Source organism: Microbacterium sp. Z10_103 (assembly GCF_058310455.1).
Map to the genome: position 1 here is coordinate 2,863,282 of NZ_JBZEGK010000001.1, position 13,853 is coordinate 2,877,134.

13 protein-coding genes are annotated in these 13,853 nt (G+C 70.2%); 8 read left to right on the plus strand and 5 right to left on the minus strand.

Annotated features, from left to right (window positions below):
• The first annotated feature begins 11 nt into the window (after positions 1–11).
• Complete coding sequence (locus AC4FS2_RS13905) at positions 12–836, plus strand: ABC transporter ATP-binding protein (protein ID WP_491156035.1); 825 nt, start codon at positions 12–14, stop codon at positions 834–836.
• A 1-nt stretch (position 837) separates the two neighbouring features.
• On the plus strand, positions 838–1,926 hold the full coding sequence (locus tag AC4FS2_RS13910; protein WP_491156033.1) for a zinc-binding dehydrogenase: 1,089 nt from the start codon (positions 838–840) through the stop codon (positions 1,924–1,926).
• 39 nt (positions 1,927–1,965) lie between these two features.
• Here the strand turns inward: AC4FS2_RS13910 and AC4FS2_RS13915 are convergent, their stop codons facing one another.
• Positions 1,966–2,433 (minus strand): MarR family winged helix-turn-helix transcriptional regulator, encoded by a 468-nt coding sequence (locus tag AC4FS2_RS13915; RefSeq protein WP_491156031.1) that lies wholly within the window; start codon positions 2,431–2,433, stop codon positions 1,966–1,968.
• 116 nt (positions 2,434–2,549) lie between these two features.
• Here AC4FS2_RS13915 and AC4FS2_RS13920 point away from each other — a divergent pair, with 116 nt between their 5' ends.
• On the plus strand, positions 2,550–3,782 hold the full coding sequence (locus AC4FS2_RS13920) for an acyl-CoA dehydrogenase family protein (protein WP_491156030.1): 1,233 nt from the start codon (positions 2,550–2,552) through the stop codon (positions 3,780–3,782).
• Between the two features lie 97 nt (positions 3,783–3,879).
• Here AC4FS2_RS13920 and AC4FS2_RS13925 read toward each other — a convergent pair whose 3' ends face one another.
• The gene (locus AC4FS2_RS13925; protein WP_491156028.1) at positions 3,880–4,563 is read right to left on the minus strand and encodes an SDR family NAD(P)-dependent oxidoreductase; all 684 of its coding nucleotides are present in this window, start codon (positions 4,561–4,563) and stop codon (positions 3,880–3,882) included.
• 91 nt (positions 4,564–4,654) lie between these two features.
• On the opposite strand from AC4FS2_RS13925, the gene AC4FS2_RS13930 reads away from it, so the two are divergent.
• Positions 4,655–5,551, plus strand: coding sequence for a helix-turn-helix transcriptional regulator (locus AC4FS2_RS13930; protein WP_491156026.1), 897 nt, complete (start codon positions 4,655–4,657; stop codon positions 5,549–5,551).
• Between the two features lie 48 nt (positions 5,552–5,599).
• On the opposite strand, the gene AC4FS2_RS13935 is transcribed toward AC4FS2_RS13930, so the two are convergent.
• Complete coding sequence (locus tag AC4FS2_RS13935) at positions 5,600–6,595, minus strand: alpha/beta fold hydrolase (RefSeq protein WP_491156024.1); 996 nt, start codon at positions 6,593–6,595, stop codon at positions 5,600–5,602.
• Position 6,596: 1 nt separating this feature from the next.
• A complete protein-coding gene (locus AC4FS2_RS13940) occupies positions 6,597–7,829 on the minus strand; it encodes an acyl-CoA dehydrogenase family protein (protein WP_491156022.1) in 1,233 nt (410 codons plus the stop codon).
• A 272-nt stretch (positions 7,830–8,101) separates the two neighbouring features.
• Between AC4FS2_RS13940 and AC4FS2_RS13945 the strand changes: the two genes are divergently transcribed.
• A complete protein-coding gene (locus AC4FS2_RS13945; RefSeq protein ID WP_491156020.1) occupies positions 8,102–9,541 on the plus strand; it encodes an amidohydrolase family protein in 1,440 nt (479 codons plus the stop codon).
• Between the two features lie 57 nt (positions 9,542–9,598).
• On the opposite strand, the gene AC4FS2_RS13950 is transcribed toward AC4FS2_RS13945, so the two are convergent.
• A complete protein-coding gene (locus AC4FS2_RS13950) occupies positions 9,599–10,165 on the minus strand; it encodes a TetR family transcriptional regulator (protein ID WP_491156018.1) in 567 nt (188 codons plus the stop codon).
• Between the two features lie 49 nt (positions 10,166–10,214).
• Between AC4FS2_RS13950 and AC4FS2_RS13955 the strand changes: the two genes are divergently transcribed.
• The 3 genes from AC4FS2_RS13955 to AC4FS2_RS13965 all read left to right on the plus strand — a co-directional run bounded on the left by AC4FS2_RS13955 (position 10,215) and on the right by AC4FS2_RS13965 (position 13,817).
• Positions 10,215–11,318: an SDR family NAD(P)-dependent oxidoreductase gene (locus AC4FS2_RS13955; RefSeq protein ID WP_491156017.1), complete on the plus strand. Its 1,104-nt coding sequence runs from the start codon at positions 10,215–10,217 to the stop codon at positions 11,316–11,318.
• Positions 11,319–11,407: 89 nt separating this feature from the next.
• Positions 11,408–12,880 carry a carboxylesterase/lipase family protein gene (locus AC4FS2_RS13960; protein WP_491156015.1) on the plus strand — a complete coding sequence of 491 codons (1,473 nt, stop codon included), beginning with the start codon at positions 11,408–11,410 and terminating at the stop codon, positions 12,878–12,880.
• 172 nt (positions 12,881–13,052) lie between these two features.
• On the plus strand, positions 13,053–13,817 hold the full coding sequence (locus AC4FS2_RS13965; RefSeq protein ID WP_491156014.1) for an SDR family NAD(P)-dependent oxidoreductase: 765 nt from the start codon (positions 13,053–13,055) through the stop codon (positions 13,815–13,817).
• Positions 13,818–13,853: the final 36 nt, after the last annotated feature.

A 13,853-nucleotide genomic window follows, 5' to 3' on the forward strand; every position in this document is an offset into this window, starting at 1 on the left:
AGGACGCAGCCATGACTGACACCACTCCCCAGACCGCGGGCACATCGCCCGCCACCTCCGACGCGATCGTCGTCGTCGACAATGTGTCGCACGTCTACGGCTCGGGTCCCACGGCTCACCACGCGATCCAAGGCCTCGCGTTCTCGGTGCAACCGCGCGAGTTCGTCTCCATCGTCGGCCCCTCCGGCGCGGGGAAGACGACACTCCTGCGCACCCTCGCCGGGCTCCTCACCCCCACCGAGGGTGCGGTCTGGGTGGGCGGGAAGAAGAGCGCGGGCGTTCCCGCCGGCATGGCCATGGTGTTCCAGGACTACAGCCGCTCGCTCCTGCCATGGCTCACGATCGAGAAGAACGTCGCCTTCCCGCTGCAGGGATCGAGCATGTCGAAGGCCGAACGCGCCGCGCTCGTCACCGAGTCGCTGGACGCGGTGGGCCTCACGGGGATGGCCAAGCGCTACCCGTGGCAGCTTTCCGGAGGGATGCAGCAGCGCGTCGCGATCGCGCGGGCTCTCGCGTACCGCCCGAAGCTCCTCCTCATGGACGAGCCGTTCGCCTCGGTGGATGCGCAGACCCGAGAGGGCCTGGAGGATCTCGTCCTGCAGATTCGCGAGCGGTACGACATGACGATCCTCTTCGTCACGCACGACATCGACGAGAGTGTCTATCTCGCCAACCGCGTGCTCGTTCTCTCCCGCCCTCCGGCACACATCGTCGAAGACATCGCCGTGCACCTTCCCGAACCGCGGAACCAGATCACGACGCGCGAGAACCCCGACTTCATCCACCTCCGCGGACACGTCGCCCGCCTCATCCACGGCGACGACCGAGGCCACTGACGTGCGGGCACGCGCAGCCGTCCTCACGGCCTTCGCCTCGCCCTTCGAGGTGCGCGATGTCGAGCTGCGGGAGCCCGACGCCGGCCAGCTGGTCGTCCGGACGACGGCGGCGCCCTTCTGCTCCACGGATTGGATGGGATGGCGCGCGATGCGCCGCAAGGTGCCCCCGGTGATCCTCGGTCACACCGCCATCGGTGTCGTCGAAAGCGTCGGCAGCGCCGTGGATGGTCTCCGCCCGGGGCAGCGGGTGATCGTCTCCGCCACTCCGCAGTGCGGCGAGTGCTTCTATTGCGCGGCCGGCAGACCCGACCAGTGCTCCGTCCTGATGGACGGCTCCGACCCGATCGTGGCCGATCTCCCGGACGGGCGGGAGGTGCGTGCGGCGGGCCGTGTCGGCGCGTACGCCGAGCTGCTCCGCGTCGACCGTGTGCAGGTGCATCCCCTCTCCGACGCCCTTCCGGATGAGGTGGCGTGCCTGCTGGGGTGCGGCGTCAGCACGGCGCTCGGCTCGGTCTTCACCATCGCCCAGGTGCAGCCCGGCCAATCGGTCGCCGTGGTCGGGCTCGGCCACGTGGGCCTGTGGGCGGTGCAGGGCGCCCGTCTGGCCGGAGCGGAACGGATCATCGCGCTCGATCCCGACCCGCATCGCCGCGCGGTGGCACGCCGGCTCGGCGCCACCGACGACGTGGATCCGGCCAGCACCGACCCGGTGGCGGCCGTGCGCGCGCTCACGGAAGGGCGCGGCGCCGACGCGGTCATCGAGGCAGCCGGGCCTGCGCGCGCCACCCGGCAGGCGGTGCTCATGGCGCGCCGCGCCGGCACGGTGGTGCTCGCGGGCGTGGACCACTCCGACACCGAGGTCGTGTTGCCCCAGCTGGAGCTGACGGTGTACGGCAAGAAGGTCGTCGGTTGCCAGAACGGCCAGATCGTTCCGGCTCCAGACCTGGCCCGCTGGGCGGGCATGCTCGAGCGCGGCGAACTCGACCCGAGCCCGATCGTGACCCGGACCTACGCGCTGGGAGATATCGACCTCGTGGTGCGCAATTCGCTCACCGCGGAGGACATCACCGGTGTGTTCGTCGGATTCTGAGCGCGCTCAGCGCTCCCGGGTGCTGCGGCCTGAGCGCGCTCAGCGCTCCGGCGTGCGGCGACCGCCGCGTTCGAGCCCGTCGGCGATCTCGGCGATGACCTGTGCCGCCACAGCCAGGCGCTCGTCGTCCTCGGGCGCGACCGGCGCGAGGTGCTCGGCCCACACGGAGCGGTACTTCAGGAGGTTCTCGCGCGCGAGGTCGGTCGCGAAGACGCGGACCTCTCGCCCGTCCGCCTCCGCCGAGGCCTTCCGGGCCAGCCCTTTCTCCACGAGAGCGGCCACCCGCGTGCTCGTGTTGCTCTTGTGCTGGCCGAAGGCGCGGGCGATCTCGGTCACCGTCGTTCCCGGCGACTCCATGAGGATGCGCATGATGTCGGCCTCGGAGCGGGTCACGTGGATGAGGCCCTCGCGGGGCACGGTCACCTGGCCTTGCAGCGCCCGGAAGACCTCGATGATGCGGTCGCCCAGCTCGCCGAGCAGCTCGTCGCGCGTAGGGGATTGCGGCATGCCCCGAGCTTACCGAGCGGCGGCTCGACGCCTTGCGCCCCCCACCGCGCGCCGGTATCGTTATAGTTGGTATATACATTGCGCACCGCTACGCGATGAAGCGAACGGAGATCCACATGACGATGGTCGAGGAACGCGACGCGACCGAGCAGCCGACCGCGGACGAACTCATCGCCCGCGCCCGGGCGCTGCGCGAACGCCTGCGCGAGCTGCAGCCGGAGCACGCGCAGCTCGGGACCTACTCGCCTGAGATCCACGAGGCGTTCCGCGAGGCCGGGCTCTATGACCTTCTTCGCCCGCGCCGCTACGGCGGGTTCGAGACCGACCTCGAGACCTTCTTCCGCGTCGCCATCGAGATCTCGCGCGGCGACCCGGGCGTGGGCTGGTCATGGGAACTGGGAGCCAGCCATGCCTACCAGTTCGCCTCGCACTTCCCCGCGCAGTCGCAGGACGAGGTGTTCGGGTCGGCGCATCCGTTCATCTCCCCCTCCCGCGCGTTCCCGCAGCGCGCCGAGGTCACCGCCGTGGACGGCGGCTACCGCCTGACCGGCCGGTGGGACTACAACTCGGGATGCACGTACGGCACGCATTTCATGCCGGTCGCCCCGATCACGCAGGAGGACGGCAGCAAGGCGCTGTACATGTTCATCCTGCCGCGCGAGGACTTCACCATCCTGGATGACTGGGGCTTCGGAAAGACCATCGGCCTGCACGCGTCCAGCTCCAACTCGATCGAGATCGACGACGCGTTCGTCCCCTCCCACAACGTGGTGCCGTTCAACTTCAAGGACATCGTGTGGGGCGAGAAAGGCACGCCCGGCTACCAGCTGCACGGGAACCCGCTGTACCTCGGTCGCACGTCGGCGTTCTTCATCGCGGGCCTCACGCAGACCCAGGTGGGCGCAGCCCTGGCCTGCATGGACGAGTACGAAACCCTCATGCAGCGCGGCTCGAGCTTCCCCCCGCGGATCCCCCGCTCGCAGTCACCGGAGTACCAGCTCTGGTACGGCAAGGTCACCTCGCTCGCCGAGGCGTCGCAGACGCTGCTGCTCGGGGCCATCCGCGAGTTCGAGCAGCTCAACCGCGCGTGGAGCGAAGGCGGCGCGGAGTTCACCACCGCCGATGACGTCCGCATCCGCGGCCAGATCGTGCAGGCCGCGCGCCTCGCACAGGAGGCCATCGAGATCGCCTTCACCACGGCGGGCAGCACGTCGGCCGGACTGGCAGGGACCCGGATGGGCAAGTACTACCAGGATGCGGCGATGTACCGCACGCACATCGGCGCGCAGCACGACGTGCTGCTCGCCTCCCAGGGCCGCGTGATGCTGGGTCAGCCTCTCACGATGTAACGAGGGCGCACATATGTATAAGGAGGGGTGGAGCGCTCAGCGCTCCACCCCTCCTGCTCAGTCATCAGCGGGTGGGCCCGCGGGCGGTGCGAGCCACCTACCAGGGCAGTTCGCCATCTTCGTCCTGGAAGGTGCCGCTCTGGCCGTTCACGCCCAGAGTCACGGCGCGCACGACGACCCGGGCGCTCTCTTCGGGCGACCTGCCCGTTCCGAAGCGGGCGGTCATGTCGGTCGCCGTCGTTCCCGGCTCCAGGGCGTTGAACGTGATGTCCGGATGCGCCTTGGCGTACTGCACGGTGAGCATCGTTGCCGCGGCCTTGGACGCCGAGTAGAGCGCGACGGACAGGCCCGACTCCATCCGATCCGGGTTGTTCACCGCCCAGAACGAGCCCGCACTGCTGGAGAGCGTGACCACGGTGGGCCGCGACGCCGCCCGAAGCAGGGGGAGGGCCGCCTCCGTCACCCGCACGATCCCCACGGCGTTCGTGTCGAACATGCGCAGGGCGGTGGGGCCGTCCATCTGCAGCTCCAGGATGCCCGCATTGTGCACGAGCACGTCGATCACCCCTTCGGCCTCATCGATCACGGAAAGCGCCCGGGCCACCGACGCGTCGTCCGTCACATCCAGCTGCACGGATCGGGCGCCCAGGGATGCCGCCGCCTGCGCGCCCCGCTCGGCGTCGCGAGCTCCGAGGTAGACGATGTGCCCCTGTTCCACGAGCTGTCGCGCCGTCGCGAAACCGATGCCCTTGTTCCCTCCGGTGATCAATGTGACTGTCATGCGTCTCCTTCGAAATAGACGACCCGAGCGGGCCGTTACGCACGCTATGCGTGCCTCTCTGCGTGAACCAGTACCGCCGCGTGACCGGGGAATGAAACTACCCCCCGCGTCCCGGCAGGGGCGTCCGGTCGAGGTGCACCGGAGATCCGCGCAGGAATTCACCAACCCCCTGGGTGCGTTCCTGCGGGCGCGGCGAGGACTCGTGACGCCGCAGCAGGCCGGGATCCGCGGCGAGGCGGGGCGACGGGTTCCGGGGCTGCGCCGGGAGGAGGTCGCGGTTCTGGCCGGCATCAGCGCGGACTACTATCTGGGGCTCGAGCGTGGCCGCCACCGCAATCCGTCGCGCCAGGTGATCGACGCCCTCACCCGCGTCCTGCGGCTCGACGAGGCCCACGCCGCGCACCTGCGGATTCTGGTCGATGCGGCTCCGCACCCGGGGTCACACCGCCCGCCCGCCGCGGCCGTCCCCGCCGGTGCGCTGAAGCTCTTGGAATCCCTCGCGCAGCCCGCCTTCATCGAGAGCCGCTCCTTCGACGTGCTCGCCGCCAACGCTCTCGCGGCGAGGATCGACCCCCGCCTCGTCGTCGGCCGGAACCAGCTGCGCGATATGTTCCTCGACCCCGCCGCGCAGGCGTTGTATCCGGCGTGGGAGAACGTGACGGAGTGCCTCGTCGCGAACCTCCGACAGTCGGTGGGAGGCGACCTGGACGATCCCCGATTCGTCGCCCTGGTGGTGGAACTCGCGCAGGCCGCTCCCCGGTTCCGCACGCTCTGGGCCCGGCACGAGGTGAGAGGACAGCACGGCGCACCGATCCGCCTCAATCATCCCGACGTCGGGGCGATGACCCTCAACCGGGAGCGATTGAGCATCGGCGGCGCCGAGGGAATGATGCTCGTCGTGTACCACCCGGATCCCGGCTCCGGCGAGGCCGAGAAGCTCGCGTTCCTCGCCTCCCCGGGGCTCGCAGCGCGCGCCTCCGAGGCCTGAGCGCGCCCGCCGCGGGGACGACTCCCGGCGGTCCTCCGCGGCGGGCCGTCAGTCGATGCGGGCGATCCAGTCCAGGATCGGGCCGATGGATGCGTCGGAGTTGGCCTCGAGCATCATCGCGTGGCCGTTGCCGGGAACCCCGGCTTCACCGAGGTTCAGGAACTCCGCGTCGGATCCGGCGGCCCGGAGGAACTCGACCACCTGCGGCTCCCACTCGGTGAACGGCGAGGTCTCCCCCACCACGACCACGACGGGGATGCCATCGAGGGACGGCAGCCGATACGTCCCGGGCGCTGCCGCCTCGAGCTCGGCGGGATCGGACACGGCGGGCTCCCATTTCACGGGGGATGCCGTGAGGCCCCAGTCCAGGCGAGAGCCCGGACCGAATTCGAAGAACGGCGGGCCCATCGGCTCGATGGCCACGATCGCCCGCACGGCGTCCGGTCGCGCGTCGGCGGCGAGCCATCCGGTGGGCCCGCCCGCCGAATGCGTCACGACGATGGCCGGCCCCGTGCGGTCCAGAAGGCGCGCGATGCGATCCTGGTCCATGCGGTGCGACTCCGCCAGATCGGCCGGCAGGAACCCCATCCCGGCGATCAGCTGGTCCAGCATCGGGTCGCCGATGCCTCCGCTCCACGTGGACTGGTCGTGACCGGGGATCGGGGTGTCGAACAGCCCCATCGCCATCTCGTAGCTGAACTGCGCCCCCGGCTCGCCGAGCACATCGGGGTGCGCCCACGAGCGGCCATGGCCCGGGCGGTCCACGCGGTAGACGAGGTACCCCGCATCCACGAAGAGGTCCGACCAGCCGGGCCGCCCATCGGGCGTTCCGGTCCAATCCGTGATCTGCCCGCCGCCACCGTGCACGAGGATCAGCGGGTACGGCCGCGTGATCTCCTCGGGTGCCTCCCACTCCACGAACATCGGCGCGCGCTGCACCGTGCCGCGCTCACCCGGAATCCGTTCACCCGCGATCCAGAAGTGCCCGCGCCGGACCGTCCGCAGCGGGTACTTCGCGAAGGCGTCGGGAAGCTGCGCCGCCATGTCAGGCGCCCTTCAGAGCGTCGAGTGCGACCATCTTGAACGCGACATCCCGCAGCTGCGGGTTGCGGTGGCCGGCGGCCTGCGCCATGTCGCGGAAGATCCGTTCGAAGCGCTCGCCCTTCTTCGACGCGGAGGCACCGATGGTGCGGTAGAGGTCTTTCTCCACGACCTCCCATGCCTGGAGCATCACCTCGCGGCCGATGCCGCCGAGGAGGTTGTCCATCGCTCCGCTGAATTCTGCGACCCCCGCGACGTTGTCGCTGGCCGCCTTCTCCCACGTGCCGAGAGCGTGGAACACCGCGGCCTCGGCCGTCGCGAGCTTCACGATCGCGCCGCCGTAGTAGCGCTGGAAGTCGGGGTCCTCGGCGCGCAGCACGAACGGCGGGATCGTGATCTTCCGCGCGGTCATCCCGTCGGCGTACTCGTCCAGCGCACCGTACGCACCACCGACGCAGAGGACGCCCAGCGCGAGAGCGAAGGAGCTGCCGTGACGGGCCGAGTACATGGTGTTGCCGTACGCGGCCGAACCGGGGCTGTCACCGCTGAACGCGTAGTCCATGAGGTCGGCGTCCTCGACCATGAATCGCGCCGGGAGGAACGCCTTGTCGAAGCGGATGCTGTTGGAGCCCGAGGAGTTCAGGCCCATCATGTTGCCCCAATCATCCAGGATCTCGTACGAACCGGCGGGGGCGATGTACAGCCCCACGCGCGGCGTGCCGTCCTCGCCCTTGGGCAGGCGCGCCTGTCCGAGGAAGAACGTGCTCCAGGGGATGCCCGAGCAGTAGTTCACGACACCGTCGATCTCGTATCCGCCATCGACGGGAGTCGCGGTCACCGTCGGGGCGTACATCGATGCGGCACGGAAGTTGCCCCCGTCGTACACCTCCTCGTGGATCTCCGCGGGGAACCAGTTCGCCAGCATCAGGGCGTGGTTGGACGAGAGGCAGAGGCACCACGCGATGCCCATGTCGGCGCGCGCGACCTCCATCACGACACGGAAGAACGTGGTGGGCGACACCTCGAGACCGCCGTGGGCCTTCGGGATGAACATCCGGTAGAAGCCCACCTCCTCGAAGCGGCGGTGCAACCCCTCGGGGATGTGGGTCGCCTGCTGCCCCTCTTCGGAGTACGAGATGATCTCGTCGCGCATCGCACGGGCCGTCTGGACGAGAGCCTCTTCGGGGTCCAGCGCGGCATCGAGGTGAGGCGGCGCCGTCACGGAGGTGTCGGTCATCGACGGTGTCCTTTCATCGTTGGAAGGGCGCGACCCGTGGGCCGATTCACACTCGGTGCGTCTCGCGTCGGTTCATCATACAATCTAGTTATAGAGTGCACAACGAGTGGCCGCGTCAGCGGTCCTTCGCAAGCCAAGTGACACTGGACAACCATGTTCAGCAGTGCTTAATTTGAGTCAAGTCGACCCGCACGACGCAAGTCAAGCGACGGCGCGCCGTCGCGCCGCCCGAGCGGGGCCACCCGACGGCAATCAAGGAGGATGAACGTCTCATGACCGGTACCCCGGCACCGCAGCCAGGCCAGCCCATCGTGATCCGCGACGCCATCGTGCTCACGATGGACGACGCGCACACCGTGATCCCCGAGGGCGACGTTCTCGTCGTCGACGGGAAGATCGCCGAGGTCGGTGTCGACCTCGCCGCACCAGACGGCGCGTTCGAGATCGACGCCAAGGGCGGCATCGTCCTGCCCGGCATGATCGACACCCACCGCCACATGTGGCAGACCGCCATGCGCGCCTACGGTGGCGACTGGACGCTGACGCAGTACTTCGTCTGGTACTACCTCGAGCACGGCATGAAGTTCCGCCCGCAGGACATCGCCTCCGGCAACCTCCTGTCGGCACTGGATGCGGTGGAATCCGGCGTCACGACCAGCGTCGACTGGTCGCACGGCCTCCGCACCCCCGAGCACGGCGAGGCGGCTCTCGAGGCGCTCACCACCTCACCGGGGCGCTTCATCCTCGCCTACGGCAACATCCACGCCGGTCCGTGGGAGTGGACCCAGGACCCCGCGGTCCGCCGCGTGATCGAGAAGGCACGCGACGACTCGCGCATGTTCGGCGCACAGGTCGCCTTCGACGTTCCCGGCGACGAGAGCTTCCCGGAGGCTGCGGCCTTCAAGGCCGCGCGCGACCTGGGCGTCTCGGTGACCACCCACGCCGGGGTGTGGGGCGCCACGAACGACAACGGCATCCGCCTCATGTACGACAACGACGCCATGCAGCCGGGCAACGTCTACGTGCACGCCGCGACGCTCAGCGACGACTCGTACATGAAGATCGCCGCGACGGGCGGCACCGTGTCGCTCTCCACCGAGAGCGAGCAGACCTGCGGTCAGGGCTACCCGCCCGCACATGCGCTGCGCCGGCACGGAATCGGAGCATCCCTCTCCGTCGACACGAGTGTGTGGTTCAGCGCCGACATGTTCTCGGCCATGCGCACGACGATCGGCGCCGACCGGTCGCTCGAGCACTACATCGCGCACCAGACGGATGAGACCATCACGCACGCCACCATCCGCGTCGAGGAGGTCGTCGACTGGGCGACCCGCGGCGGCGCGAAGGCGCTGGGCAAGTGGGATCAGGTGGGCAGCCTCGAGGCCGGAAAACTGGCCGACATCGTCGTCATCAAGAACGACAACTCCCCCACGATGTTCCCGATCCTCAACCCGTACAGCCACGTGGTGTACCAGGCACAGCGTGGCGACGTGCACACCGTGCTCGTCGGCGGCGAAGCGGTCAAGTTCGACGGCAAGCTCGTGGCCGGCGACCTGCAGGGCGTCCGCGCGAAGATCGAGGACACCGTGGAGTACCTGCGTTCGGAGCTCGGCGAGGAGACCTGGAAGTCGGGGATGAACCCGGAGATCCCCGAGAAGGAGATCCTCACCAACCCCTACCAGTACCGGCGCGAGACCGAGCCCTCGCACTGACGCTCGTTCCGTGAACGGCCCGCTCCCTGTCGGGGGGCGGGCCGTTCCGCATGCAGGTCAGGCGGCGAAGGAGCGGCGGAAGATCGCCCGCGCCCGCACGGCGACGTCGTCCCGGTCGGCGGGCCCGGTGCGGGCGAGTTCGGAGGCCAGCATGGACACCGCGAGGAGAACATCATCGGTCTGAACGTGGGCGCCGATGCGTGCCGCGGCACTCTCGCGGGCGACCAGGTGCGCGACGACCTCACGAAAGCGCTCGCCCAGGCGCAGGACGGCGGGGTCGTGCCGAGCGGACGTGGTCAGTTCGATGAAGGCGGTCGCGGGGGCCGCCTGATCGACGATCGAATCGAAGAGATCGGACAGCCGGGCGTCGGGCCGGTCGGCGAGGCGCTCGAGTTCGGCCACGTTCTCCTCGAACACGGCGGCGGCCAGCGCCACGGGCGTCGGGAAGTGGCGATACAGGCTCCCCTGCCCCACGCCGGCGTGGCGCGCCACCGCACTGAAGGGCGCCCCGAGCCCGCGCTCGCGATAGACCTCCCGCGCGGCGTCGAGGATCGCGCGGCGATTGGCGGGACCGGCGGCCGGTCCGCGATTGGCCTTGACGACCTCTTCCTCTGAACGCGGCACGGGGGCAGCCTAGTACCGGACAAACTTGTCCGGTAGAGAGGAGCCACCCATGGCATCCAACGGAGCACCGCTCAGCGGCGACTCATCCATCGCAACCTGGCTCGACGACCCGGTAGGCGGGGCGATCCTCCGCGATCTGCTGGCGCAAGGCGGTCAGAGCGCGGAAGTCTTCAAGCCGGTGCGCCGGCTGGCGATCAAGCGACTCGTGAAGATGAGCCGGGGCGCGTTCACGCAGGAGATGCTCGACGACCTCGTGCGCCGCGCCGCCGCGGGCGACGTGCCATCCGGCGCCGCCGCCCCCGATGCGGCAGCTCCGTCCGCCACCCCCGCCCCGTCCGAGGATGGCTCCGTCGCGGCCTCGCCGACCGCGGGAGAATCCGCGCCGCTGCGGGAATGGTCCGAGCGGATCGACGGGGGCCGCTTCGCCGACCGTACGGTGATCGTCACCGGCGCAGGCTCCGGTATCGGCCGCGCCGTCGCATCGCGCGTCGCGCGTGAAGGCGGTCACGTCATCGCCGTCGACATCTCGCAGGAGCGCCTGGACGAGCTCGTCGCCGACCACGCGGGAGCCGCGATCGACGCGATCGTGGCCGACATCACCGACGACGACGGGGTCGCCCGGATCGTCGCGACAGCCGGCGACACGATCGACGGCCTGGCGAACATCGCCGGGATCATGGACGACATGACCCCCGTCGGCGATGTGAGCGACGCGGTCTGGCAGCGGGTGTTCCGGGTGAACGTCGACGGCACGATGAAGCTCATGCGCGCCGTCATCCCGGCCATGCTCGCTCAGGGCGGCGGCTCCATCGTCAACACCGCCTCCGAGGCCGCACTGCGCGGCTCCGCCGCCGGCGCTGCCTACACCGCGTCCAAGCACGCGGTGGCCGGGCTGACGAAGAGCTCGGCGTTCATGTACGGCCCGTCGGGCCTCCGGGTGAACGCCGTCGCGCCGGGCGCGACGATCACCAACATCGAGGCGTCGTTCGCATCGCCCCTCGGCGCGGAACGCGTGCAGACCGCCATGGCCGTCATGCCCGATCCGGCCGAAGCGGAGGCCGTCGCCGCATCCATCACGTTCCTGCTGAGCGATGACGGAGTGAACGTCAACGGCCAGATCCTCGCCAGCGACGGAGGCTGGTCCGCCGCCTGACCGCTGCCCCACTCCGTCGACTCGCCACAAAACGTCCGAATTCGGCGGAAAACCGAACGGATTGTGGCGACTCGACGGAGAATGCCGGGATGACGGCATCCCCCGGCCCCGTGGTCCGTACCCGTAAGGGGTCGGTGCGCGGGCTCGCGCGCGAGGGCTCGGCGGCGTTCCTCGGCATTCCGTTCGCCCAGGCGCCGGTGGGCGCGCTGCGTTTCGCGGCCCCCGTGCCGCCGGATCCATGGGAGGGGGTCCGCGATGCCACCGCCTACGGCCCCACACCCCAACGCGGAGACACCGGGGTCACGCTCATCCCCGAGCCGAGCATCCCGGGCGAGGCGACGCTCAACGTCAACGTCTTCACGCCGCGGCCGGGGGATGAGGACGCGGCGCTCCCCGTGCTCGTCTATCTCCACGGCGGCGCCTACGTCTCGGGGTCGCCGGCCAGCCCGTGGTACGACGGCGCGGCGTTCGCGCGCGACGGCGTCGTGACCGTGACACTCTCGTACCGCCTGGGCTTCGACGGGTTCGGCGTCATCGACGGGGCGCCGTCCAACCGAGCCGTGCGGGATTGGCTCGCGGGGCTCGCGTGGGTGCAGGAGGAGATCCGGGCGTTCGGAGGCGACCCTGCGAAGGTGACGCTCGTCGGTCAGAGCGCCGGCGGCGGCGCCGTCCTCACCCTCCTGTCGATGCCTGCCGCGCGAGGGCTCTTCCGCTCGGCCCTCGCGATCTCCCCCGCGCTCAGCGATATCGACCGCGAGCGCGCCGGCGCCGCGGCCGGGCGCCTCGCAACAGCAGCCGGGGTGCCCGCGACGCGGGCGGATTTCGCGAGCATCCCCGAGGAACGGCTGCGAGAGTTGCAGGACAAGGCCGGAGAACCCGAGACCCGCAATCGGCTCGACGTGCTCACCTCGCTCCTGTCCGAAGGCCTGCCGTGGGGGCCGGTGGTCGACGGTGACCTGATACCCGCGCCCGTCGTGGACGCACTGGCCCGGGGCGAGGGCAGCGGCATCCCGCTCGTCCTCGGCTCGACCGATGACGAGTTCACCATGGCGACCCACGGGGCCCGTCGGCTGCTGCGGTTCCTTCCCCTCGGACTGGTGCTGGCACGGCTCGGCCTCCGCGGGACCGCCCAGCGCGCATACCTGCAGGCCAACCGCGCTCAGCGGCGGAAGGGCAACGCGGCACTCCTCGGGCGTTACGCCACCGACCGGGTGTTCCGCGCCGACATCCCCCGGGTCGCCACGGCCCGCGGGGATGCCCCGACGTGGGTGTACCGGTTCGCGTGGCCCTCGCCGGTGATCGGGTGGGCGTGCCACTGCCTGGACGTGCCGTTCTGGTTCGACTGCCTGGATGCCCCGGGGGTGGCCGACATCGCCGGCGACGCACCGCCGCGGAGCCTGGCCGACGCACTGCACTCCAGCGCCGTCGCATTCGTGCGCGAGGGGATGCCGGGATGGGGGGCGTGGTCGGCGGTACCGGGCACGACGCGCGTCTTCGGCGGGCCGGCATCCGCACCCGAGGTGGTGCGCGACGGTTATGCCTCGGTGACCGCACTGCACTGAGGTCCTCGGCGCACCCCCGCCGGCGTCCGCCTGCACGCTTTCAGGCGCGCAGTCGGGGCAGGCGACGCACCGCGCGATCGCGTCAAGGGGCCTCCCCGCGCACGCACGCCGGGCGATGATCGAAGTCGCCGACGCCAATCCGGGCGCTCCAATCGGAAGGCAGGACACGCACATGACGGAATCATTCGACGGCAAGGTCGCTCTCATCACCGGAGCCGCCTCGGGGATCGGCCGGGCCGTCGCGCTCGACCTCGCCGGCCTCGGCGCGAAGGTCGTCGCGGTCGACCTCCAGGAGGATGGGGCGCAGAAGGTGGTCGACGAGATCGTCGCCGCCGGCGGCGAGGCGCGCCCGGTGGCCGCCGACGTCTCCGACGCCCGGCAGGTGAAGGCGGCGGTGGACAGCGCCGTGGAGGCCTTCGGCGGCCTGCACCTCGCGTTCAACAACGCCGGCATCGGCGGACCGCAGGGCCTCCTCGGCGACTACGACGACAGCGACGACTTCGCGGCATACCAGCGCCTCATCGACATCAACCTCAACTCCGTGTACTACGGCATGCGGTACGAGATCCCGGCGATCATCGCCGCGGGCGGCGGTGCGATCGTGAACACGTCCTCCATCCTCGGCCTCGTCGGCGAGGCGACGGCCGCGCCGTATGCGGCGGCGAAGCACGGCGTGGCGGGCATGACCAAGTCGGCCGGTGCCGCCTATGCCGCCCAGGGCGTGCGGATCAACTCGGTGCATCCGGGATACATCGCCACCCCCCTGCTCGACGGGCTGCCGCCGGAGGCGTACGACGCCCTCGTGCAGAAGCACCCGATCGGACGCCTCGGCACCGCGGAGGAGGTCTCGCACCTCGTCGTCTTCCTCCTCAGCGACCGCGCCTCGTTCATCAACGGCTCCCAGCACGCGGTCGACGGCGGCTACACGGCCGTCTGAGCGGGCGCGCGATGTCGGGAGCCGGCGGTATCGTCC